The organism is Butyricimonas sp. Marseille-P3923 (assembly GCF_900184685.1).
GTDB lineage: Bacteria > Bacteroidota > Bacteroidia > Bacteroidales > Marinifilaceae > Butyricimonas > Butyricimonas muris.
The window spans coordinates 847,941-873,357 of record NZ_FXXL01000007.1; the positions used below are offsets into that span (position 1 = coordinate 847,941).

General features: G+C 44.4%; 14 protein-coding genes and 2 tRNA genes. 10 read left to right on the forward strand and 6 right to left on the reverse strand.

Annotated features, from left to right (window positions below; translation table 11 throughout):
• Positions 1-17: 17 nt before the first annotated feature.
• Both CS948_RS15175 and CS948_RS15180 read right to left on the reverse strand, forming a co-directional pair.
• Positions 18-3,344, reverse strand: a complete 3,327-nt coding sequence (locus CS948_RS15175) for a SusC/RagA family TonB-linked outer membrane protein (protein ID WP_099292541.1) — start codon at positions 3,342-3,344, stop codon at positions 18-20.
• 88 nt (positions 3,345-3,432) lie between these two features.
• Entirely contained in the window at positions 3,433-4,617 is a 1,185-nt protein-coding gene (locus CS948_RS15180; RefSeq protein WP_099292542.1) for a FecR family protein, read from the reverse strand.
• Positions 4,618-5,087: 470 nt separating this feature from the next.
• Here CS948_RS15180 and CS948_RS15185 point away from each other — a divergent pair, with 470 nt between their 5' ends.
• The 5 genes from CS948_RS15185 (at position 5,088) to CS948_RS15205 (ending at position 11,790) form a co-directional block, all read left to right on the forward strand.
• The gene (locus tag CS948_RS15185) at positions 5,088-7,637 is read left to right on the forward strand and encodes a prolyl oligopeptidase family serine peptidase (protein WP_255302030.1); all 2,550 of its coding nucleotides are present in this window, start codon (positions 5,088-5,090) and stop codon (positions 7,635-7,637) included.
• 64 nt (positions 7,638-7,701) lie between these two features.
• The gene (locus CS948_RS15190) at positions 7,702-8,184 is read left to right on the forward strand and encodes a CYTH domain-containing protein (RefSeq protein ID WP_099292544.1); all 483 of its coding nucleotides are present in this window, start codon (positions 7,702-7,704) and stop codon (positions 8,182-8,184) included.
• A 214-nt stretch (positions 8,185-8,398) separates the two neighbouring features.
• A complete protein-coding gene (locus tag CS948_RS15195; protein WP_099294563.1) occupies positions 8,399-10,429 on the forward strand; it encodes a transketolase in 2,031 nt (676 codons plus the stop codon).
• A gap of 168 nt (positions 10,430-10,597) precedes the next feature.
• A tRNA-Met gene (locus CS948_RS15200) sits at positions 10,598-10,670 on the forward strand.
• Between the two features lie 88 nt (positions 10,671-10,758).
• Positions 10,759-11,790, forward strand: a complete 1,032-nt coding sequence (locus tag CS948_RS15205) for a hypothetical protein (protein ID WP_099292545.1) — start codon at positions 10,759-10,761, stop codon at positions 11,788-11,790.
• 39 nt (positions 11,791-11,829) lie between these two features.
• Here the strand turns inward: CS948_RS15205 and CS948_RS15210 are convergent, their stop codons facing one another.
• Positions 11,830-12,804, reverse strand: coding sequence for a hypothetical protein (locus CS948_RS15210; protein ID WP_141560964.1), 975 nt, complete (start codon positions 12,802-12,804; stop codon positions 11,830-11,832).
• Between the two features lie 100 nt (positions 12,805-12,904).
• Positions 12,905-13,435 (reverse strand): GNAT family N-acetyltransferase, encoded by a 531-nt coding sequence (locus tag CS948_RS15215; RefSeq protein WP_099292547.1) that lies wholly within the window; start codon positions 13,433-13,435, stop codon positions 12,905-12,907.
• A gap of 239 nt (positions 13,436-13,674) precedes the next feature.
• Here CS948_RS15215 and CS948_RS15220 point away from each other — a divergent pair, with 239 nt between their 5' ends.
• The 4 genes from CS948_RS15220 to lpxA are packed head-to-tail and all read left to right on the forward strand — an operon-like array spanning position 13,675 to position 20,255.
• Complete coding sequence (locus tag CS948_RS15220; RefSeq protein WP_176555075.1) at positions 13,675-14,865, forward strand: efflux RND transporter periplasmic adaptor subunit; 1,191 nt, start codon at positions 13,675-13,677, stop codon at positions 14,863-14,865.
• Between the two features lie 28 nt (positions 14,866-14,893).
• Positions 14,894-18,067 (forward strand): efflux RND transporter permease subunit, encoded by a 3,174-nt coding sequence (locus CS948_RS15225; protein ID WP_099292549.1) that lies wholly within the window; start codon positions 14,894-14,896, stop codon positions 18,065-18,067.
• A 6-nt stretch (positions 18,068-18,073) separates the two neighbouring features.
• Complete coding sequence (locus CS948_RS15230) at positions 18,074-19,456, forward strand: TolC family protein (protein WP_099292550.1); 1,383 nt, start codon at positions 18,074-18,076, stop codon at positions 19,454-19,456.
• Positions 19,457-19,475: 19 nt separating this feature from the next.
• Entirely contained in the window at positions 19,476-20,255 is a 780-nt protein-coding gene (gene lpxA, locus CS948_RS15235; protein ID WP_099292551.1) for an acyl-ACP--UDP-N-acetylglucosamine O-acyltransferase, read from the forward strand.
• Positions 20,256-20,361: 106 nt separating this feature from the next.
• Here the strand turns inward: lpxA and CS948_RS15240 are convergent.
• Positions 20,362-20,434: transfer RNA gene (locus CS948_RS15240), tRNA-Met, on the reverse strand.
• A gap of 202 nt (positions 20,435-20,636) precedes the next feature.
• On the opposite strand from CS948_RS15240, the gene CS948_RS15245 reads away from it, so the two are divergent.
• Positions 20,637-22,037, forward strand: a complete 1,401-nt coding sequence (locus CS948_RS15245; RefSeq protein ID WP_227214760.1) for a DUF5723 family protein — start codon at positions 20,637-20,639, stop codon at positions 22,035-22,037.
• Positions 22,038-22,111: 74 nt separating this feature from the next.
• Here CS948_RS15245 and CS948_RS15250 read toward each other — a convergent pair whose 3' ends face one another.
• Positions 22,112-25,336, reverse strand: a complete 3,225-nt coding sequence (locus CS948_RS15250; RefSeq protein ID WP_099292552.1) for an exodeoxyribonuclease V subunit beta — start codon at positions 25,334-25,336, stop codon at positions 22,112-22,114.
• Positions 25,337-25,417 lie beyond the last annotated feature (81 nt).

The window sequence follows — 25,417 nt, forward strand, 5'->3', positions numbered from 1 at the left end:
GATAATAAAACTTTAAATTAGAACATTAATGAAAGAGTCAGCGCCACCCGTCTCGCGAACGGATAAGAAGTACCCCGTTCCCGTTTGATGGAAGATATGTAAAATATATCCGACATATTGGCACCGATATTTATAGTTTCAATACTCCATTTTTTTAGCAAATAATCCGAATGCCAACGATACTGCACGCTCGCACTCTGGAATTGGAACACTTTATCGTCCATCACGAATCTGGACGACGATCTGGTCTTGGATGAGCCGTATCCTTTAAACTCCTTGATATCACCGGCTTTTTGCCATCTGTTCTTGTAAACCCTCTTGTCCACGTTATTTCTATCTATCGTGGCATCGGTTACTTCCACCTTGCTCAACAAAGTTTCATTATACTGTTGCCCACCCCATTGAAAAGCGAAAGAAAGGTTTACAGACAAATCTTTCCAAGAGAATAAAGAACTCAGGTTCCCGCGATACTTCGGCTCACTAACCCCGAAATAACGTTTATCGGAAGGATTCCATTTCCCCGTGATGTTTCCGTTTTTATCCAGAAATATCTCAGCTCCCGTGCTCGGGTCAATCCCCAAAGAAGGTACAGCCCAAATCGAATTTTTGGAATATCCCTCGTACAACAACTGATTCACATCCGTATCCTGTGCCTTGTAAAGCTCCGTTTGCTGTTTTATCGCGGCGGACAGTTTCGTGATTTCATCTTTATTATACGCTAATTTCGTTGTCACCGACCATATGATCTCCCGTTGGGTGTTCCTCATCAAATAACCGCTCAACATCACCTCGTAACCGACATTCTTCACCTCGCCCACGTTATCCACGTATGAACTGAACCCGTTCGCCAGAGGTAAATCCATCTGTGAAAGCAAGTTTGACGTCTTCTTGTTATACATGTCAAACGAAGCGGAAACCCTGTTATCGAAAAGCCCCACTTCAACACCCCCATTGATTTGCTTCGTTACCTGCCATTTCAATTTTTCGTTACCAAGTCCCATCAATTCCGCACCATTCCAAATAATATACCTTTTCCCGGTATAGTAATTAAACGTGGACAACGCCTGATAAGACGAGAATTGTTGAGAACCGGTTTCCCCGTACGAGCCGCGCACCCTAAGGGTATTCACCACCCGATGATCCCGAAGGAATGATTCGTTATGCACGTTCCACCCGATTCCGGCACTCCAGAAAGGAGCAAACTTATTTTTAGTACCAAACAAAGAAGAACCGTCCACACGATAAGAGAAATCGGCAAAATAACGATTGTCATAAATATAATTCACGTTCCCGGTAAAACCAACACGCCGGGAAAGTTCTTCCGTTCCCTTCGGCACCCCATTCTTTTCATATTGTAGCGCGTTAGACAAGAAATCAAGTTTTTCATCAGAGAACCCTTCCACGGTAAACTTGTAGAAATGATTTTTCCGCTGTGAAATAGAATAGTCAAATCCGGCGTACACTTGATGCTTTTCCGCGAAAACCTTAGAATAACTAAGCGTCGCGTTTCCATCTATATTTATATCCTCCCCGGTCCCGTAAACATATTCACCTTTCCGGAAATAGCTGTCACTACCGTTATACGTGTCAAAGCTAGTATGGTCAGCCGGAAGATAATAGTCCGAAGTATTCGTTTGCTTTTGTAATCCCAGTTGAGCCCTTAATTTTAACGCGTCGGCAATATTCCATTCGATCGAGAAATTATTCGTGATCGTGGTATACTTCTTCTCGTCAATGGTATTCAAATTAGCGTTATACAACGGATTAGGTATATTAAACCCTTTCTCTTTATATCTTTTAATGTATTGCCCGTTTTCATCTTTCGTCCTGTAATAAGGATTCATGTTCACGTAATTGTAAAACGTTCCGTATTTACTTTCCACCCCTTTATTGATATCAACAATGGTCTGATTCTTGAAAATAACATTTTTCAAGGTATAAGAAAGCGTCACGCTACCGCTGAAAGTGTTTCTTTCGGAAGCCTTCATCGCTCCTTGAATCGTGTTATAGGATAAATTAGCCCCCCAGCGGAAAGCATCACCACCTCCTTCAAGCCGTAAATTATATTTTTGACCGATTCCGGTTCTCACGGGTTCGCTCAACCAATAAGTATCCACGCCGCGTAACACATCCGAGTATAGCGTGTTGTACAACTCTTTCAGCTTCCTGTCACGCGTAACATCCTTCTCGTCGTCATACAATCCCACGATTCGTTCCAGTTCCAATTTATCCCGGGCATTCAGCATATCATAAGAAGACAAATCCGGTATCTCGATATTAATCCCCCCTTGGGCATAAATTTTTAATTTTCCCCCTTGAGGAGCTTTTGTCGTTACCACGATGACACCGTTTGCCCCTCTGGAGCCGTAAATCGCCGTGGCTGAGGCATCCTTCAGAATATTAATACTTTCTATTTCCTCGTCGTTGAAATCCATTAATTTCTCCAATGATATCTCGAAGCCATCCATTATAACTAAGGGGGCGTTCAACTGCTTGGATGCTTGTTGATTCAATTCCTTCACGCTCATCGGCAAAGACGAATTCCCCCGGATATTGATTTCAGGTACCACGTTCGGGTTACTTCCCAACGCGTTATTCATCACCACGTTAATCGACGGGTCTATATTCCTTAACGTAGCGAGAAGATTCTGTCCCTTGTACATCTTCAATTCCTTGGCAGACACGGACGTCACGGCACCCGTGTAACTTTCCTTCGCCTTCGTGAAGATTCCCGTAACCACCACGTCATCCAAAGTTTCGGAATCCTCTTCCATTTTCACGTCAATCTTTGTCTTGTCGGCGACAGCAATCTCCCGTGTCTTCATACCCACGAACGAGAATGACAACACTTGCTCTCCCTCCGCCGGAACATTCAATTTATAATTCCCGTCCGCATCTGTTGCCGTTCCCAGAGCCGTTCCTTTAATCATGATCGTCACGCCGGGCAAAACCTCTCCTCTCTCATCCGTAACCTTTCCCGTGACGGTCTTCATTTTTTGATTCACTTCCTTGGGACTCTCTTTCCTGATAATGATCGTTTTCCCGTTAATCTCGTAAGTCAGTCCCGTGCCTCTCAAACAATCGGTCAGCACGGCATCAATAGCGGCATCTTTATAAGATACATCACGCCTTTTAAAAGCTTCCAGATTCACGTCCCGGTACACAAAATCATAGTCGGAAAGTTTCCTGATTTCATTAATAATCTCTTTAAGTGTTGCGTTTTTCAGACTGAAAGTCAAACTTTTGTCCTGCGAATACGCGTTCAGACTAATTTGAGTGGTAAACACCAAGAAAAGGAGGAATAAAAACCGCCTCTTCCCTGCGACATTAAAAATTTTCTTCATAACTTTGTATTTAGAATTCAACAATTCCTCACGCTCTGTCAGCAGCAGAGTGTGAACGTAAAAAGTAGCGTTAGCAGCGCTGCTTTTTTTATTTTACAAGCACCGTTTTTCCTTTTATTTCAAACTTTACATCCCCCGTTTTCTCTATCAACTCCAAAACCCGAGTAAACACCTCGTGTTTTTTCATGTTCACCGAGAATTGGTATGAACGTGCTTCCTCCCGACTATAAAAGACATCAAACGCGTACCATCTCCCCAAATCATTCAGAATCTTCTCTAGCGGGCAATTATCATACATCAATCGTCCGTCTTTCCACGCCAGATACAGATCAATATCTACATCCTCCACCGATAGCACGGACTTCGACTTATCAAACCGGGCTTGTTCATTCGGGACTAGATTCACCTTATGTTCCCCGGCACTCACGAGTACCTTGCCACTTTCCAGCGTGGTTTGTATCTCTTTTTCATCCTCGTATGCCCTTACCCCGAAAGTAGTTCCCAACACGAGTACCTCCATTTGTTGTGCCTCCACGATAAATGGCTTTTTCTCATCTCTCTTTACTTGGAAATAAGCCTCTCCCGCCAACAATACCTTACGTTTATCTCCCTTGAAATTTACCGGATAAGTCAACCGGGAATCTGCGTTCAGGTACACGACCGTGCTATCCGACAACGTAAGTACATACTCTCCCCCTCTCGGAATCACCAAAGTATGATAAATCTCCGCGGTATCCCGTTCTAAAACATTCCCGTAAGTCAACGATTCATCGCTCACCGACAAAGATTCATTGGTCTTGACCAATTCATGGCGTGAATTTTCGTTTTCCAAATCTACCTTGCTGCCATCCGGCAATATCAGAATAGCCCGGGAACCCGGTTGTGTAAAGTCATTATTCGCCAATGTAACCTCGTTCCCCGAACCGGACTTATCCCCCGCGTAATATAAAGCAAGCCCTCCGACCGACAACAGCAATATAATGGCACATGCCACCCTGTAAAACCACTTCACCCGTTTTACAGGTTCCATCCCACGCCGTTTCTTCATTTCTTCTTGTAAAATCTGCCAATCACGTGCATTCTCTTCTTCCGTCTTCACGAAACGGGATAAACTCTTCTCGATATGTTCCCCCGACAACATACGTTGAAAAAGAGCCTCGCGCCGGGAGGATTCCGCCCTCCATTCGGTCAATTCTTTTTCCTGTATCTCATCCGCTAATCCTCGGATGTGCAGGAATATTAATCGTGCAATATGTTCTTCTCTCTTCAGCATATTATTTTCGCTTTTATAACTAAAGCGATTTCATACGCGTTTGGTGTAATAAAAAAAGTGACTTTTTTCAAAGTTTTTTTATTAACCACAAATTATCAAGTGTTTATAAATCCCACTACTATCCTATTCCTACCTTCACGGGTGAGTTTTGCCAGACTTTTGGGCGACTATTAGGCGGCTTCGCCTACTTATAGCCCACACTTAGCCCACTCATCGCCCACGTTTTAACGAAGTATAAGTAAATTTAACCTCCATAATCCCCTTTTCTCCTGTACCTTTAAACAATCAATCGACAGTGAACACGGGAGCATAGGGATGTGTCCGTTGATAATCAAGGGATATTATCGCCCATGTATCCTATTTTGATGATTCACGCGATGAAAATCATAAATCTGGAATCATAAATCTAATATTTAAAATCTATTCCATACTTTTGCACGAACGAGTTCAAAATAACCAAATACGATAAAATGAGAAAATTAATCTTTTTGTTCATGATAGTCTGCTCGTTCCGTTTGCAGGCGCAGACTATCGGGGAATGGCTGGCTCTCCCGCCCGTTCCCGTGGAGATGCCTGCATTCGGGAGCGTGAAGAACGTGGAAGGCAAAACATTCACGTCGTCAAAATTATTGACATCATCCGTGTTTAATATCGAGAATTTCACGCCGGAAGCCGATTCCCGGGAATTGCAATTCCACTCGTTGGTATGGCAAGAAGCCGTGGTGAACGAAGGCGTGGTAACTTCCGGGTACACGGGCAATACCCCGGCAATCGTCGTAAGTGCTGTTTATGCCGCCAACACGCAATGGATGAGCGGGAAACTGGAATTCAATTTTCACGGGGATGCCGAAGTGTATGTCGACGGGGTGAAAAAAATCACTTACACGGGACACAACGGCACGGAAGCCGCGAAACGGGATTGTTCCCTTGAATGGGTTCCGGGCAAGCACGTCATCATCGTGAAAAGCCTCGCTACCGGCAATAACGATAAACTCTTCTCTGCCAGCTACACCGCCGACGCCGCTTTCTCGGAAGCCCCGGTTCATTTTACCCTCTCCCCGAAAAGAGGTAAAAATATCTTGGACGTGCTGAACGGGAAACGGGTAGAGAGAATTCAAATTTCTCCCAGCGGGAAATATCTCCTGATGTCGGAAAACGATATCATCAACGGTAAAAACAGTCGCATGACGAACGTGTACCGCCTTGCCGACAAGGAAGTCGTGTACTCGTTCTACGGGAATGACGCGTCCTCGCTGACTTGGATTCCCGGACAGGACAAACTCTCGTTCCTGTTGAAAGAAGGAAACGGTAATTCCCTCTATACCTACGATATCGAATCCCGTGAACAAAAACGCCTGTTCAAGGCGGACCGGAATATCAGTTCCTACAACTGGTCGCCCGACCGTAGCTATCTGGTATATTACAAAACCGAAAACTACACGGAAAAAGAGTGGGAATTGCGTAAATTAGACGGTATCGAGGATAGACAGGCATACTACCGTAACCGTTACTTCCTGTGCAAATATGACCTCGGTACGGGCATACACACCCGTATGACTTGGGGTAACCAAACGACCTCTATGATGGATATCAGCCACAACGGGGATTATATCCTGATTGGCACGAGCAGACCGGATTACAACGAGTATCCCTACCGGAAACAATCCGTGTACATGCTGAATGCCCGCACTTTCGAGGTGGACACGCTTTGGGAAAACCGTTTGCAAGATATACAATGTTCATTCTCGCCGGACGATTCCCGATTGTTAATCAGTGGTTCTGCCGACGCTTTCGGCAAACTCGGCGTGAATATCGCCAAAGGACAAATGGTCAACGGGTACGATACCCAATTGTTCATTTACGACTTGAAGACCAAAGAGGTAACCCCTATCACGAGAGATTTCAACCCGAACGTGACGAATTACGTTTGGCACAAGGACGGTAATATTTACATCGTTGCCGAGGACACGGACTACGTCCACCTGTTCCGCCACGGGCAAGACGGCAAGATAACGAAAATAAATTGCCCGGGTGACCTCGTGCAAAGAATCAGTCTGGCAGAAGACGGCAATACCGGGGTATATACCGCTTCCGACGAGAGTTACCCGACACGGGTTTACACGCTGAACCTGACAGACCTGAAAGCACGGGAATGGGCTAACCCGCAAGGCGAGCAATACAAGAATATTGAATTCGGGCAAGTGAAAGACTGGGATTACGTCTACAAGAAAGGTACCACCATCGACGGTCGTTACTACCTGCCCGCCGATTTTGACCCGAACAAGAAATACCCGATGATTGTATATTATTACGGTGGTACATCCCCCGTGGAAAGAACTTTCGGCGGAAGATGGCCTTTCAACCTGTACGCAGCGAATGGCTATGTTGTTTACGTGATGCAACCCTCTGGTAGTACCGGATTCGGGCAAGAATTTTCCGCACGCCACCAGAACAACTGGGGTAAAATCACCGCCGACGAAATCATCGCCTGCACCAAAGCTTTCATGAAAGCACATCCTTTCGTGGACTCCAAGCGGGTGGGATGCATGGGTGCTTCCTACGGTGGTTTCACGACCATGTATTTGCAGACCCGCACGGATATCTTCGCCTGTGCCATCTCTCACGCCGGCATTTCATCCGTGTCAAGTTACTGGGGGGAAGGATACTGGGGATACAGTTACAGCACAAATGCATCGGGACATTCCTTCCCGTGGAACCGCAAGGATATCTACGTGGACCAAAGCCCCTTGTTCAATGCGGACAAAGTAAATACCCCTATCCTGTTATTACACGGTACTGCCGACGTGAATGTACCCACGGGCGAAAGTATCCAGTTCTACACGGCATTGAAACTCTTGGGCAAAGATGCCGAGTTGGTGCTAATCAAAAACGCCGACCATGCCGTGGTTGACTACAACCAACGCATCATCTGGGGTAACACTATCATGGCGTATTTCGCCAAATACCTGAAAGGCGAACCCGCGTGGTGGGAAAACATGTACAAGGACAAGAATTTATAAATTCCGTGATTCGGTGATTGTCGATTTGGCAATCACCGAATCTTTCTATTAAATAATGAATAAAATGGGATTAGAAATAGAACGCAAGTTTCTGGTAAAAGGAGATTACAAGACCGACGCGTCAAAATCTTCCCGAATCACGCAAGGGTATCTCTCCTCGGTTCCGGAGCGTACCGTACGTGTGAGGCTCAAGGGGGATAAAGGATACCTTACCGTCAAAGGCGCCGGAAATGAATCCGGAGCCAGCCGATACGAGTGGGAAAAGGAAATCCCCGCGGAAGAAGCAAAAGAATTATTGCAACTTTGTGAACCGGGAATCATCGACAAAACCCGCTATCTCGTTCCCCACGGGAATCATCTTTTCGAAGTCGATGAATTTCACGGGGCAAATGCCGGATTGGTACTCGCGGAAATTGAACTGGCAAACGAAAGCGAGCATTTCGAACACCCCGCATGGTTAGGCGAAGAAGTTACCGGCGACGAAAGATATTACAATGCCATGTTGAGTAAAAATCCTTACACGAAGTGGAATACGTTAGGTTCATAAAGTTTATAAGGTTCATAAGGTTCATAAAGTTATAAGAATTACGGGTGATTTTATCGGCAAAAAAAGCTGCCGTAGACAAAGCGCCCTGCGGGGGTCTATAAACCTTTTAAACCTTACAAACCTTATGAACTTTATGAACTATAAGACTTTGAATTCCCAAGTGAAAAACATACCTTTGCCGAAAATTAAAAATTATCATCAAAAAAATACAGGCATGGAGAAAATCCTTAATCGAGCAGCGGACAATATCCGCGTTCTTTCAGCTTCTATGGTTGAAAAAGCTAAATCGGGTCACCCGGGCGGAGCCATGGGTGGTGCTGATTACATTAACGTGTTGTATTCTCAATTCTTAAACTTCGACCCGGATGATATGACATGGGCAAACCGTGACAGGTTCTTCCTTGACCCGGGACATATGTCGCCAATGTTGTATTCCATGTTAAGCTTGATTGGCACGTACAGCATGGAAGATTTGAAAAACTTCCGTCAATGGGGCAGCGTGACTCCCGGTCACCCGGAAGTGGACCACAAACGAGGCGTGGAGAATACTTCCGGACCTCTCGGTCAAGGTCATGCCATGGCTGTAGGTGCCGCTATTGCAGAGCGTTTTCTGGTTGCCCGTTTCGGGGAATGGATGGCTCACAAGACTTACGCGTTTATCTCCGACGGGGGTATCCAAGAAGAGATATCTCAAGGTGCCGGACGTATTGCCGGAACGCTGGGATTGTCCAACTTAATCATGTTCTACGACGCCAACGAGGTACAATTATCCACCCGCGTGAACGAAGTGACTTGCGAGGATACTGCCGCCAAATACAAGGCTTGGGGCTGGAACGTGCTCACGATTAACGGGAACAACGCTGGGGAAATTATAGCCGCACTGAAAGCCGCTAATGAAGAAAAAGAGCGTCCCACGCTGATTATCGGTAAAACCTTGATGGGTAAAGGTGCCATGGGACCCAATGGGGAAGATTTCTCCGATAAAGTATCCACTCACGGGCAACCTTTAACGGGTGCGGGAGCTTCTATCGAAAAGACAATCGAGAACTTGGGCGGTGATCCTCAAAATCCATTCGTGATATTCCCGGAAGTAGCCGAGTTCTACGCTAAAGTACTTGACGAGAAACGGGCTTACGCGAAAGCAAAGAAAGCAGAACAAGCAGCATGGGAAAAAGCAAACCCGGAACTGGCAACTAAATTGCATAAATTCTTATCCGGTGCGGCTCCCGAGATTGATTACAAAGCTATTCAACACAAACCCAATATCGCCACTCGTGCCGCATCAGCAGATGTACTGGTAGCATTGGCTCAACAGGTGGAAAACATGATTGTATCATCCGCAGACTTGAGCAACTCGGACAAGACGGACGGGTTTATCAAGGGTGGTGCACGTGACCTCGTGAAAGGCGATTTCAGCGGAGCCTTCTTACAAGCGGGTGTTGCCGAGTTGACGATGGCTGTTATTTGCAACGGTATCGCTCTCCACGGCGGGATACACGTGGCTTGCGGAACTTTCTTCGTGTTCTCCGATTACATGAAACCGGCTGTACGTCTTGCCGCATTAATGGAATTACCGGTAAAATACGTATGGTCGCACGATGCCTTCCGCGTGGGAGAAGACGGACCGACACATCAACCGATAGAGCATGAAGCACAATTGCGCTTGATGGAGAAAATGGATAACCATTCCGGTAAAATGAGTTTACTGGCATTACGTCCGGCTGACGCTGCCGAAACCTCTGTTGCATGGAAAATGGCCATGGAAAACACCTCCACTCCTACCGCGTTGATTCTTTCCCGTCAGAATATTACCGATCTCCCGGGGAAAGACCGTTACGATGAGGCTTTACAAGCCGAGAAAGGTGCTTACGTGGTATGTGCGACTGCCGAGAACCCCGACGTGGTACTAATCGCTTCCGGTTCTGAAGTTTCTACTTTGGTTGAGGGTGCAAAACTACTCCAAGAGCGCAAGGGTATCACTTCACGTGTCGTATCCGTGATTTCGGAAGGATTGTTCCGTCATCAGGATAAATCATACCAAGAACAAGTAATCCCCGCTGACAAACCTAAATTCGGCTTGACAGCAGGATTATCCGTTACACTGGAAGGATTGGTCGGTTGCAACGGTCGTATCCACGGTGTAAATCACTTCGGGTATTCCGCACCCGCGAAAGTACTCGACGAGAAATTCGGGTTCACGGGAGAATACGTGTTCAACGAGATTTGCGAAATGTTGGGCAAATAACCCACAATCCTCTCAATATCAAAAGGAATAGTTTGAACTATTCCTTTTTTTATACCTCATTCCTTCCTTTTAATTTTATTTATTCTAAAAAAAAGCAGAAACACTTGCATGTCTAATAAAAACATACTATCTTTGCACACGCAAAACGGTAATAGTTTTGACTAACATTGCGGGATGGAGCAGTTGGTAGCTCGTTGGGCTCATAACCCAAAGGTCGTCTGTTCGAGTCAGGCTCCCGCTACAAAATAAAGGATCGAGAAATCGATCCTTTTTCTTTTATTCCTAATTCATTTTCCTTACTTTTACAAGATAACCTATAATGTATACTTATGAGAGTTTTGTCCGCTTTTATAGTAGCTATTGTTATCTGTAATGGATGCCGGGATATTCCATCTCAAAAACAGATTTATCAAATTAATACTTCCCACGTATCAATCAAGATAGACACATTAGAATTAGATATAAAAGGTCGCATAGAGTCTATTGTTAAATATGCTGGAAATTATTATTTTCTATCTGCAAAATACAATTACAGAGCAAATGATGAACCCTACATTGTTATAACAGATTCAAATTTTAATATTATTCATCAATCAATAGCTCCCGAACATTTCACTCATAACGTCAAGTTACACGTACAAAATGACAGCATTATAGCCATAAATGAATTCTATAAAACAATGTTATTATTTAACCAGAATAATTTTAAATGGGAGTTAGTAAAACCATTTACATTCCCAATCTATGAAGATAAAGATTATCGGGTTACGACGAGTGTTAGTGGAGAATTCGGTGGTACTGTATTTTTTCGAGATAAAGCCACAGGATTGAGATATGAAGGCTGGACAAATTATACCACAATCGTCAACAAAATGAATGGCAAATATTACATAACTTATTTCATGCCACATGGCAATGGTGCCTCCGCTGTTATTGAAATACCGAATCCCCGAAAAATGTTATTATCTGATACAAATAGGAATGAACAAAGCTATAATATGAATGAAACGAACTCCCGACAAGGGATGAACACATTATTCTATTGGGATAATCCAGTACCTGTCGCTTCTTTCATCCATAAAAACAAACTCCTCCATATGTGCTTTTATCAAAACAGTACCTGCTTTACCGAATTTAGAGATAATAAACTCCATAAAATTCTCGCTCTTGGGATTCATATTTATCCGGAGCTTCAGCAACAAATAGCAAATAAATATCAACTATATCGTTTTTTTACGGTAAATTCGTTTGAATTATTCGGTTCTGATTATGAACACAATACCACCAATACCGAAGAACAATATGGTTTTATAGAAGTCGTTCCTAATGAAATCTACATACACTTTATAAAAACAAATTAATCCTCTTCTTGAAATAAAAATACATTAATCCTCATCAACTTAATTTATTATTCGCTTGATACTTTTATCTGATAAATTAAAAATATAGGCTCTCGCATCCTGAACAAACAAAATAGATTTCTCATCCCGCAACCAAATTTTCGGGGCTCCAAAAACGTCATATTCTTTTGTTTCCTTGGATTTATGATCGACTAAATAAGACTTCTTCAATAAAGTATATAAATACTTATCTTTAGATGGAGCCCATACACATCCCGATATGTAATCTGCATCTTTTACAATAGTTTCACTAACTTGAGTAACTATATTATAAAGCACCAGCTCTATCTTAACGACATCATCATCCACGAAAGTTCCATGCGTATATATGAACTCTTCCGAGGACGGAGCCCAAGCAAGCACATTCGTATTTTTCACAGGCAGTTTTGATTTGATAATTTTATTGTCTTTCAAGGATACTAAAACCGTTTTCCCCAATGGCATCTCCTTGTACGTCAAATATTCTCCATTGGGAGATATAGAACTTAGAATACAATTAATATTACCTTTCGAAACTTTCATTTCTTTCTCGGCATTCATTTTTTTTCTAAACACAGCCGGTTGACTACCTCTACGTGATGAAATATAATACACCTCGTCATTCACCCCCGAATACTTCAACCAATACTCATGAGAAGCCGATGAACCGTTTGTCTTTAATGTATTTGTTAAAATATCCAATATATACTGCTGTACCAAGCCGTTATGTTTTGATAAAAATAAAATCCGATGATCATCTAGCCAATTCAACGATTTTTTATATTGTGCATCAAAATCCAAATTCGCCGAATGTGTTAATTGAATTAAAGTATCCCGCTGTAAACTATAAAGAAAAATATCTTGTTGCATTCCCATATAACATATAAAAGCTATCATTTTACCATCGGGAGATACTTTACAATCCCCAACTTTTGTTATTTGGGCACTTACATGAATACACACTAAAAGAAAAACGAAGACAAGTACTCTTTTCATAATCCGACTATTAATTCATACTATTTCATTTTCATTTGATTATTAATGTAATAGCTACAAATACTCTTTTAAACACCGTTTTACATCACCCTAACTAATATCATCTATAATTGTCCCTATAAATCACCTGTTTTATCCGTTCGATAAATTCCTGCAAACGCTCTGTCCGGTGATTCCCCATAATCCATAAATTACCGGCATCACGCTCATCCCGGTATGACGGCTGTATATAAGATTTATCCAGTATCTCGTAACCATTTCGCTCGTAATATTTCACCCGACGGGTGGTCATTTCATCCATGGTGGGTTCCACTTCAAGCAAACGTAAACCGCTCAAATGTTCCGCAATATAATCCAGCACCTGCTGTCCGACTTTCAGGTTACGCATTTGGCTAAACACGGCAAGATGCTCCATGTAATAAAAATCATGCAAGTCCCAATAAATAAACAATCCTGCCAGCGTATCGTCACACTCTATCGCGTTGAAATGCATCTCCGGTTTTTCAAGAATCAAGCATTGCAATTGCTTGATATCCCTTCTTTCATTTTCCGGGAAAGCCTCCTCGTAAAGCGGTATCAATCTTTGTAACCGGATATCCCCGGGTTCTGTTATTCTTATCAAGTTCATCATCACGTTTCCATATAAAATATTTACAAATATAATAATTCTCTATCAAGTTTAAATTTCCCGAACCCGATTTTATGTTATCACGTATCATCAATGTGTAAAAATATTTAACTGCCCTCTTCTGCAGGCCTTTTTCGCAAAAAGAGCAAAAAATAATTTTTTATCACATCAATTTGGTACGGCGTTTGCCTATTTAGCGCAAAATATATACAAGATTGAACACAATTAAATAAAGACAGTATATGAAAATGCAAAAGTCAATGATTACTTTATCTCAACGATTCTTTGGAATCGCATTGGGGATAACCCTTTTTGCTTGTGGAGGTCAACAGCAAGGTCAACAAGCCGGAGCACCGGAATACGCCGTAATGACCATTGAAACAAGCGTGTCTAAGTTGAACAACGCTTATCCGGCAACAATCAAAGGACGTCAAGACGTGGAAATTCGTCCGAACGTGAGTGGATTCATCACGAAATTATGCGTGGATGAAGGAGCGGTAGTGAAAAAAGGGCAAACCCTGTTTGTCATTGACCCCGTTCAATACGAAGAAGCTGTCAATGTAGCTCGTGCGGCAGTGAACGTAGCCAAGGCAAACGTGGCAACCGCGGAATTAACAGCGAAAAACAAAGAGAAACTGGCAGAGAAAAATATTATCAGTTTGTACGAACTGCAAATGGCGAACAACACGCTCGCCTCACAAAAAGCTGCCCTAGCCCAAACGGAAGCTCAATTAATCAACGCGGAGAAAAACCTCTCTTACACGAACGTGACGAGTCCTTCTAACGGGGTTGTCGGGAAAATACCTTTCCGCGTGGGAAGTCTTGTAAGCCCGAGTTCTGTTACAGCCTTGACAACGGTTTCCGACAACTCGGAAATGTATGTCTACTTCTCCATGAATGAAAAAGATATCCTCAAATTGACGCGTGAAAGCAACGGGGCTACTCAAGGTGCCTTGAATCAAATGCCGGCAGTGGAACTTCAATTGGTCGACGGTTCTATTTACAATGAAAAAGGTAAAATCGAAACTTTAAGCGGAGTTATCGACCAGACAACCGGAGCAGCCAGCGTGCGAGCTACTTTCCCGAACCCGAACGGCATATTGCGTAGCGGAGGGTCTGGAGTAATTTTGTTACCCGAAGAAGATGACAAGGCCATTATTATTCCCCAAAAAGCAACCATGGAAATACAAGACAAGAAATTCGTGTTCGTGGTAAACGACAGTTCTATCGTGAAAATGACAGAGATAAAAATCCTTCCCGTGAACGACGGAAAAACTTACGTGGTAACCTCGGGGCTTAACACGGGAGACCGTATCGTGGTAGAAGGAGTCGGAACAACCGTGAGAGACGGAATGACCGTAAAACCCATTACCGTGGCAGAGGCCACCGCTAAACGTCAGCAGGTTATCGCCCAACAAGGCTCCAAGCACTAGAACCACGCACTAAAATGAATGAGAAATTATGAAATTAGATAGATTTATAAAACGTCCCGTACTCTCTACGGTTATATCCATTATCATCGTGATCTTGGGTATACTGGGGTTGGTATCCATTCCCGTAACCCAATACCCGGATATCGCTCCCCCCACGATACACGTGAGCACTACTTACACGGGCGCAAATGCCCAAACGGTACTGAACAGTGTCATAGCCCCGTTGGAAGAACAAATCAACGGTGTAGAAAACATGATGTACATGACATCCACCGCCACCAACACCGGAGAAGCTACTATTGACGTGTATTTCAAACAAGGTACGGACTCCGATATGGCGGCAGTGAACGTGCAGAACCGCGTAGCGAAAGCACAGGGATTCCTGCCTGCCGAAGTTACTCAAGTCGGAGTTATCACGAGCAAGCGGCAAACGAGTATGTTGCTGGGATTTACTGTCTTTAGCTCGGATGATAAATTCGATGAAACCTTTCTACAAAACTACGTGAAGATTAATCTAATCCCCCAGATTCAACGTGTACCCGGTGTGGGTGACGCCATGGTGCTGGGAGCCGATTACTCCATGCGTATCTGGTTGAAGCCGGACGTGATGGCTCAATACAAACTGATGCCTTCGGATGTAACCGCCGTTCTGGCAGAACAGAACATCGAAGCAGCCCCGGGGCAGTTCGGAGAAAATGGAGATCAATCTTTTCAATATATCATGAAATACAAAGGTCGTCTACAAACGACCGAAGAATTTGAAGATATCGTAATTCGTGCCACGTCCGACGGAGAAATCCTTCGACTGAAAGATATAGCCCGCATCGAACTGGGAGGTTTGAGTTATGGTTTTGCCACCCGTTCAAACGGGCACCCGGGAGTAACGGGTATGATTTTCCAAACTGCAGGTTCAAACGCCACGGAAATTATCAATAATATCGAGGCCTTACTGAAAGATGCCTCCAAGGATTTTCCCCCGGGTGTGGAATACAGTATTCTGTTGAACGCAAATGATTTCCTGTTTGCCTCCATCCACGAAGTGCTGAAAACCTTGATCGAAGCATTCATCTTGGTATTCCTCGTTGTATTCATCTTCTTGCAGGACTTCCGTTCCACGTTAATCCCTGCCATAGCGATACCCGTGGCGTTAATCGGTACGTTCTTCGTGTTACAATTAATCGGGTTCAGTATGAACTTGCTGACTCTTTGCGCGCTCGTGTTGGCCATCGCCATAGTCGTCGATGATGCTATCGTCGTCGTTGAAGCGGTACATGCCAAGCTCGACCAAGGGTATAAATCATCTCTTAAAGCTTCTATCGATGCCATGAGTGAAATCTCCGGTGCTATCGTATCCATTACCCTCGTGATGATGGCCGTGTTTATCCCGGTGAGTTTCATGACAGGTACTTCCGGAACTTTTTATCGTCAGTTCGGTCTGACCATGGCTGTTGCTATCGGTTTGTCGGCAATCAACGCACTGACATTGAGTCCTGCCTTGTGTGCCATATTTCTGAAACCGCATGATAAAAATAAACAAGGGCATAAAAAAGGATTGATCAATCGTTTCCATGCGGCATTCAATACCGCTTACGACGTAACTCTCGAGAAATACAAAAAAGGTGTCAATTTCTTTATCAACCACAAGGTTATCAGCTTTATAAGTGTTGCCGTAAGTATTGTTATATTGATTCTCTTGATGAGGTCTACCCCATCAGGTTTAGTACCTAACGAAGATACCGGAACCTTCTTTGCTATTGTAGACCTCCCTCCTGCCACTTCTTTGGAAAGAACACGGGCAGCACTGGCTCAAGTGGACAGTTTGATTGCAAGCAACCCGGCTGTCGACGGACGCACGGAAGTTGCCGGTTATAGTTTCATTGCCGGGCAAGGTAGTTCCTACGGAACATTTATATGCCGGTTGAAACCTTGGGACGAGCGCGGTAAAGGCGAAGATATTAATAGTATTATCGGACAACTCTACATGCAAACGCAAGGTTTGATAAAGGATGCACGGGTACTTCTATTCGCACCTCCCATGATTCCGGGTTACAGTATCACGAACGGTTTCGAGTTCAACCTGCAGGATAAAACCGGAGGTAGTCTGGACGACTTTTATAGTGTAGCACAAAACTTCCTCGAAAAATTGAATGAACGTCCGGAAATAGCCACCGCACGTACCTCTTTCAACCCGAACTATCCCCAGTATATGGTAGACATCGACGTAGCCAAATGTAAAGAAGCGGGACTAACCCCGAATATGTTACTAACCACGTTACAAGGATACTACGGTGGTATGTACGCCTCCAACTTCAACCGTTTCGGTAAACTATACCGGGTAATGATACAGGCTGATGCCAATTTTAGGGTCAATCCCGAAACACTTAACCAAATCATGGTCAGAAACGGAAACGAAATGGCTCCTATCACACAGTTTATTACCTTACGGAAAATATACGGCCCGGACAACATCAAGCGTTTCAACATGTTTACCGCCATGAGCGTGAACGGCTCTCCTGCCGACGGATACAGTTCCGGACAAGCCATTCAAGCTATACAGGAAGTAGCCGCAGAAACCTTACCCACGGGATACGGTTTCGAGTATTCCGGTATGACACGTGAAGAACAAAGTTCCAGTGAAGGTACGACAGCCATGATCTTCCTGCTCTGTCTGGTATTCGTTTACCTGTTATTGAGTGCACAATATGAAAGTTACATATTACCTTGGGTAGTTATCCTGTCCATACCGTTCGGGTTGATGGGTAGCTTTATATTCGCTAAATTCATGGGTGTCGAAAACAATATCTATTTGCAGATATCATTGATCATGTTGATCGGGTTGTTGGCAAAGAACGCCATTTTGATTACCGAGTTCGCCTTGGAACGCCGGCAATCCGGCATGAGTATCGTCTCCGCTGCCGTGTTGGGTGCTTCTGCCCGTCTTCGACCGATTTTGATGACCTCATTGGCTTTGGTTATCGGATTGTTGCCGTTGATGTTTGCCAGTGGCGTGGGAGCCAACGGTAACAGTACCTTAGGTACGGGAGCCATCGGTGGTATGTTTATCGGTATGATTTGTCAGATATTCGTGGTACCGGCATTATTCGTGGCATTCCAATACTTGCAGGAAAAGATCAAACCGATCGAATGGCATGACATGGATAACTCCGAACTGGAATCTGAAATTGAACAATACACAAAATAAAGAATAATGAAAAGAGTTACAATATACACCCTCAGTCTAGGGGCCTTGCTAAGTAGCTGTAACATCTACAAGCAATACAATCGCCCTGAAGTAGATGTTCAAGGCTTGTATCGTGATCCCGTTTCCGTGACGGACACCTTGACTACAGACACGACAAACATGGGTAATCTACCGTGGGAAGAAGTGTTCACGGACCCTCAATTACAACAATTGATCCGGTTAGGTCTGGAACAAAACAGCGATCTCCAGACAGCCGTGCTGAAAGTGAAAGAAGCAGAGGCAGGCTTAATGTCCTCCCGTCTGGCATACTTACCTTCCTTGGGATTATCTCCCCAAGGAACGGTGAGCAGTTTTGATAAAGCGAAAGCCTCACAAACCTATACCCTACCGGTAGTTTCCAGTTGGGAAATAGACCTGTTCGGAAGATTATTAAATGCCAAACGAGGTGCTAAAGTCACGTTACTACAAAGTGAAGCGTATAAACAAGCGGTTCAGACACAAGTTATTTCCGCTATCGCTAATGCTTATTACACGTTGTTGATGCTGGATAAACAACTGGCTATCACAGAAGAAACCGCGTTACTCTGGCAAAAAAGCGTGGAAACCATGAAAGCCATGAAAGAAGCCGGCATGGTAAACGAAGCCGCGATAGCACAAAGCGAAGCAAACAGTTACATGATTGCCGCTTCTATCCCCGATTTAAAGCAAAGCATCCGGGAAACGGAAAACTCGTTGTCCCTCCTGTTGAAACAAGCCCCTCAAAGAATAGAAAGAGGCAAGTTGGAAGACCAAAATCTGCCTACCTTGCTGAACGCGGGCGTTCCGGTTCAATTATTATCAAACCGCCCGGACGTGAAAGCGGCGGAAATGGCTCTCGCTTCCACTTTCTATAACACGAATCAAGCTCGGGCGTCTTTCTACCCGCAATTAACGATCAACGGAACTCTGGGGTGGACAAACAATTCCGGAATGGGCATCGTTAATCCCGGTAAGATGATCGCCACGGCAGTGGGGTCCCTCGCGCAACCGATTTTTAATAAAGGAGCCCTCACCGCACGGTTGAGGATTGCCAAAGCACAGCAGGAAGAGGCCATGATCAATTTCGAACAAAGTCTGTTGAACGCCGGAAGCGAAGTTAGTAACGCCCTCACTCAATACCAGACGGCACAGGACAAAATCATCCAACGGGAAAAACAAATATTTTCTTTGGAAAAATCTGTCGATTACACGCAAGAATTACTAACTTTAGGGACGTCCACTTACTTGGAAGTATTAACAGCTCAACAATCCCTGCTAAGCGCTCAACTATCGGGAATATCCGATGAATTCCAGCGCATGCAGGCTGTCGTGAATTTGTACCACGCGTTAGGTGGCGGACGAACAGAATAAACCTCAAAAACATACAGATATGATTAGTCCATTAGCTTATGTTGATCCAAACGCGAAAATAGGAAAGAACGTGACCGTTCATCCTTTCGCCTACATTGATAATAATGTAGAGATCGGTGACAATTGCACGATTATGCCTTATGCCAGCGTGCTAAGCGGCACCCGCATGGGTGAAAACAACACGATTTATCATGGAGCCATTATCGGTGCCACTCCACAGGATTTCAAATTCAAGGGTGATGACACGATCCTGCGAATCGGTAACAACAATACCATCCGTGAAAAAGTTATCATCAACCGGGGAACGAACACCACGGATTGCACCATCATTGGAGATGGCAATTTCCTTCTGGAAGGTGTCCATCTGGCACATGACACTCATCTGGGAAATACCTGTGTTATCGGCAACGGGGCAAAAACCGCCGGGAACTGTGTCATTGAAGATTGTGTCATTCTCGGTAGCGGCGTGATCGTGAAACACGGATGCCGTGTCGGGACATGGGCTTTCATCAAAGACGGTTGTCGGGCAAATAAAGATGTGCCCCCTTATATCGTGGCAGCACATAACCCGATCAGCTATTACGGGATAAATGCGACCATCCTGCGTAAAGAGGATGCGTTGAACGAAAATATCATCGACGACATCGCGAAAGCGTATCGCCAGATATACCAATGTAGTACCAGCCTTGAAAACGCGTTGATAAGAATCAAGGAAACCATATCCATTGGTCCGGAAATTCAGAAAATCATTGATTTTCTGGAAAGTTCCACGAAAGGAATCATTGGAGTCTCGATGTAACTACATAGAAGCAAAATACAGTTCCGAGAATCTCCTCCTCTACAGGGGGAGATTTTTTATTGAATACAATAAAAAAAGAGATTGAACTTTCAATCTCTTTTCCTTGTAGCGGGAGCCTGACTCGAACAGACGACCTTTGGGTTATGAGCCCAACGAGCTACCAACTGCTCCATCCCGCAATGTTCATCAAAACATTTCCTGTTTTGCGAGTGCAAAGATAGTGTTTCTTATATTCACTTCCAAATAATGAAACAACAAATATCCCCCTTTTCCTCTAAAACGTCACAAAAAAGTAATAAAATTCCTTTGCTATTCTAAAATAAAATCTCAATTTTGCATAAGGAAATTATCAATATTGCATATTTAAAAGGACACTTATTTATGAAAAAAAGTTTCAAATTGCTGAAAGCAGCTTGTGTGGTGGGCTTGCTGACAGTTTTAGGGGTCACGAACGGGTACGCTCAAGGGCTTCGTACTTCCTATTTTATGGACAACGTTCCGGCGAGATTAAAAATGAATCCGGCTTTACAACCCGCCAGAGGATATTTCAATATTCCGGCCATTGGAGCGTTAGGGTTATCCATTTCTTCCAACAAACTATCTATCGATGATTTCGTGGATATCATCGAAAACAAAAACGGCTTCCTCGAAAGTGACAAGTTCATGAATCGTTTGGATAGCAAAAACACGATGAACATTGATTTCACGACCGATATCCTTTCTTTCGGTTTTTATAGTGGTAAAGGATTTTGGACTGTCAATCTGGGAGCGAGAGCGATTGTCAGTGCTTCTATCCCGAAAACGATGTTCGAATTTGCCCGTTACGCGGAAATAGATTTAGGACAAGAATACGATATCAGGAACATGGAACTCCATGCCGATGTCTTCTCTGAAATCGGCTTGGGATATTCCCGTCCGGTGACAGACAAACTGAATATCGGGGGACGCTTCAAAGTATTAGTAGGTGTAGGTAACCTTGATGCCAAAATAGACAAAATCTACGTGAATGCAGGTTCCGACATGCAAAAATGGGAAGTTACCACGAAAGGAAAATTGGAAGCATCCATGAAAGGCTTGAAACTTGAGTATGATTCAGAACACGAGTATATCAATGATATTGATATCGATTCACCGGGAATTTCCGGTTTCGGATTCGGCATTGACTTGGGTGCAAGCTACAAAATATTAAACAACCTGACCGTTTCAGCCGCTATTTTGGATTTAGGTTTTATCAATTGGTCTAAGTCACATACCACGATAGCCACGACCGAAGGTTCACATACTTATGGAGAAATCATAGGTTCCATTAACCCGGACGATTATGATCCGAACGACTGGGAAAATATCAATCCCGATGATTACGAAAACTACATTAGTAACACGGACATCTTCGACCTTGATTTGATCCAATTCCAAGAAGGTGAAGCCAAAAGCCGTAAAACGACACTTCGTTCTACCTTAAACATCGGTGCAGAGATCACGTTACTGAACAACAAACTCGGTTTCGGTGTCCTCTCCTCCACTCAATTCACCCTTCCGAGTTCTTATTCTGAATTAACAGTTTCGGCGAACTATCGTCCGAGAAACTGGTTCGGAGCCACGTTGAGTTATTCATTCCTGCATAGTGAATTCAAAACCGTGGGTATCGGTCTGAAATTAGGTCCCATCTTCATCGGTTCCGACTATTTAATGACGAAGGCCCCGGGCGATGCAAACCGTGCAAACGCTTATATCGGATGCAGCATCCCTCTCGGTAAAAAAAGACTTGATTATAGAAGATAAAAGAAAAAAGGCTAAAAAACACGAGTGGTCGGAAAAAATTCCGACCACTTTTTTATTCAAAGTTTTAAAGAAATTCAATCAAAAAGCTGCAACTGAACAGGTGTACTCTCGGTATACACGGGCACGATTTTGTCCAACGTGACATACCAGATATATCCCGACACGTCGGTATATCCCATTTGGCGTAATGTCTTACAGTAAAAACCAACTTGACGGAGATAGAATTTCTCCTCTTTCCGCCCGAACTTGTAATCCACGACAACGGCTTTCCTGCCGTCTGTCATTACCCGGTCTGGACGAGCTTTTCCAGTCCCTTTAAAAAGAATATCCCGTTCGTTGATAATCTTGTACTTACCGTCAAACCATTCCGAAGGGACGTTGTTTTTCAAGAAACCGACCACCTGCTCCCGGTACACCGCCCGTTCATCGTTATTTATCAATCCTGCACGGTACATATCACCGACAGCCCGATCAATATCATTCACGGTTTCGATACGCCGGAAAATCTCGTGCAACATCTTCCCCTCGTCTACTGCTGAAGTTTTTATATTTTCAGGATCGGTATAGTCCTCGTACTTGTAGCGCACGCTTACCCGACCATTCAAATTATATATCGGGTATTCCGACAAACTCAATGTATTATCGTCATTCACTTTCCCCGAAACAGGAATCACTTCTTGCCGCCCGATGCGCAAACACAAATTCTCACCGTCCCATTCCGGCAGGGCAAGTTGTTCCAACACTTGATAAAGAAATGCCCCGATATCCGAAGGTTTACCCTCTTTACTGATCTTTGGCGCGTAAGGCAACACGTACAATTCCCTCTCCGCCCGTGTCAGAGCCACGTAAAGCAAATTCAAGTTATCGACGTATGCTTTCATGTGCTCTTCCATGTAATCCTCCCTAAAATGACTGTCCGCCAACTTGGGAGAGTAATTTAACGGGGCATATTCCAAATCCCGGAATCCCTCCTCCCGGTTGCGACACCATATCCGTCGCCCGTGGCGGGTATCATCGAGATCCCACGCGCAGAAGGGAATAATAACCAACTTAAATTCCAACCCCTTGGATTTATGTATCGTGAGTATTCGCACGGCATCCGTTTCCTCGGAAGTGGATAACACCTTTTTATCTTTCTCTTTCTCCCACCATTCAAGGAACACCGGCAAACTATTCGTGTTATTCCGTTCATATTCAAACAGGATATCTTGAAAAGCGATCAGATAAGGCAGCTCTTCCGTACGGTTCTTCAACCCGAAAGCCTCGATAATCTCTTCCGTGATCTCGAACAGGGAACCCGAAACCAATCGTTCCGGTTCACGCAGAAACGGTATATCAAGCGTGTCGAGAAAACTCTCCGCCTGTCCGCCCGCCTTGAAAAGTTCGTCGTCTTCCGCCGTGTTCTCCCCTTTCACGAATGTACGGTAATTGTAAAGCAACACGGTACGGTTTACAGCATCATACGGCTCCACCATATAACGCAGCACGTTGATAATCAACTCCACGTAAGGCGACGATGACACGTACAACGAATCGTTGGAAATAAAAGTCACGGGAAAAGGTATTCCCTCCCGTTTATTATATTCTATCAGGTAATCGGCGGCAAAAGCCCCCTCCTTGCCGTTACGGACCAAGATAACACAATCTTTCAGGTGACCGCCGCGACGCACGGTATCATTGACAATAGCCACGACCTCTTCCATAATAGCTGTATCACTTCCCTCCTCCTGCTTCTCTTCGCCGAAACGAATTTCCACGTACCCGTTACCGGGACGGCTAACCAACTGTTCCGGTTTATTATATGCCTCCGCGATCGAGCGGGAATAAACATTATCCTCCCCGCATTCCGCGTCATACAACTCCTTCAATTGCCCCGCCGCCTGCACGAAAAAACGATTGTTAAACTCCACGATCTCCCGGCTACTTCGCCAATTATGCCCCAACACGATATTATCAGTCCCGAAAGCCGTAAAATCACGTTCCACGCCCTCCGCCAACAAGCGCCAATCCCCATTGCGCCAACGGTAGATACTCTGTTTCACGTCGCCCACAAGCATCGCCCGTCCGCCCTCGGCAAGCGTGTTTACGATCAGCGGACGGAAATTCGCCCACTGCATAGTGGAAGTATCTTGAAACTCGTCAATCATCACGTGCTTGTAGAAGTTTCCCGTCTTCTCGAACAGGAAAGAAGTATCGTTACCCGCGATCAGAGTATTGAGTAAACGGGTTGTGTCGCTCAACAACATAAGCCCTTTCTCGTCACAATAATCCCGGACTTCCCCGTATAAATCATTCAATATTCCCAATTGATAAAGGTTACCCGACAACAAGCGAGCCGACACGTAATCCCGGAGATGCTCGTCATAAAACTCCACGCTCTCCCGCAACCACGTGTTCAACGTCGTGTAAGCATCCTCCACGCGGGCACGACTGGCGGCATCCATGCTTTTGGTCACCCATTCGTCAAGATTATCAACTGCTTTACGGATAGTAGCCGTGATGCCATCCAGATTTTTATCCTTCAATTTATAAAAGTGAGTGACCGCCGAACGTTTGCCTCCCTTGAAATCCTCGACGTGCAGTCCCTGCTCTTCCATAAACACGCACCCTATTCGCCCGTATTCTTGCAAACGTTTCTCGAACCCGGTAATAATACCTTGCAGGAAACGCTTGTATATTTTCAAGAAATCCCGGTCACTAAAACGCTCTTGTACATCCTTATCGAAAAGCATATAACTCTCGCCGAAAAGTTCTTTTCCCAACTCGGCAATTTTTGACTTCACGCTCCACGAACGGGCATCCTCCACGCTATCATTCATCAATTCGGTAATCCACGCCCCCAACTCCCTGTCCTTGTTCATACGCTGCATCACTTGATCGACAGCACGCTGCAAAACGTAATCACTGTCCAACTCCACGTTATAACCGGGGAATATACCGAGTTCCCGGGTAAAAGCCTTGATCACACGCTGGAAAAAACGATCGATCGTCGTTACCGCGAGTCGCCCGTAATCATGCAGGATCAGCGTGCGCAACACTTCCGCGCGGGCTTTCACCTGTTCATCCGACAACCGCAACGATCGCTTCAAATCCTCCCGGTAATCGCTCTTCTGCCCTTCCGCCAACTTATTCAACTCTCTCACGATACGGGATTTCATCTCTTCCGTTGCCTTATTCGTGAACGTAACCGCCAGAACGTTTTTGTACTCCAACGGGGAGTTAAAAACGATCTTGAAGTATTCCATCGTCAAAGCAAAAGTCTTTCCCGCACCCGCGGAAGCCCGATAAACTTGCAACATACAATTGAAAATTGAAAATTGAAAATTGAAAATGAAAGGTATTCCTATATTTTCAACTTCAATTTATGATACAAAATTGAA

Coding starts and splice junctions, on each gene's coding strand:
- CS948_RS15220 (WP_176555075.1), top strand. CDS start 13,675: ATGAAAATGCAAAAGTCAATGATTACTTTATCTCAACGATTCTTTGGA.
- CS948_RS15230 (WP_099292550.1), top strand. CDS start 18,074: ATGAAAAGAGTTACAATATACACCCTCAGTCTAGGGGCCTTGCTAAGT.
- CS948_RS15185 (WP_255302030.1), top strand. CDS start 5,088: ATGAGAAAATTAATCTTTTTGTTCATGATAGTCTGCTCGTTCCGTTTG.
- CS948_RS15190 (WP_099292544.1), top strand. CDS start 7,702: ATGGGATTAGAAATAGAACGCAAGTTTCTGGTAAAAGGAGATTACAAG.
- CS948_RS15215 (WP_099292547.1), bottom strand. CDS start 13,435: ATGATGAACTTGATAAGAATAACAGAACCCGGGGATATCCGGTTACAA.
- CS948_RS15175 (WP_099292541.1), bottom strand. CDS start 3,344: ATGAAGAAAATTTTTAATGTCGCAGGGAAGAGGCGGTTTTTATTCCTC.
- CS948_RS15195 (WP_099294563.1), top strand. CDS start 8,399: ATGGAGAAAATCCTTAATCGAGCAGCGGACAATATCCGCGTTCTTTCA.
- CS948_RS15225 (WP_099292549.1), top strand. CDS start 14,894: ATGAAATTAGATAGATTTATAAAACGTCCCGTACTCTCTACGGTTATA.
- CS948_RS15245 (WP_227214760.1), top strand. CDS start 20,637: ATGAAAAAAAGTTTCAAATTGCTGAAAGCAGCTTGTGTGGTGGGCTTG.
- CS948_RS15250 (WP_099292552.1), bottom strand. CDS start 25,336: ATGTTGCAAGTTTATCGGGCTTCCGCGGGTGCGGGAAAGACTTTTGCT.
- CS948_RS15180 (WP_099292542.1), bottom strand. CDS start 4,617: ATGCTGAAGAGAGAAGAACATATTGCACGATTAATATTCCTGCACATC.
- lpxA (WP_099292551.1), top strand. CDS start 19,476: ATGATTAGTCCATTAGCTTATGTTGATCCAAACGCGAAAATAGGAAAG.
- CS948_RS15205 (WP_099292545.1), top strand. CDS start 10,759: ATGAGAGTTTTGTCCGCTTTTATAGTAGCTATTGTTATCTGTAATGGA.
- CS948_RS15210 (WP_141560964.1), bottom strand. CDS start 12,804: ATGAAAAGAGTACTTGTCTTCGTTTTTCTTTTAGTGTGTATTCATGTA.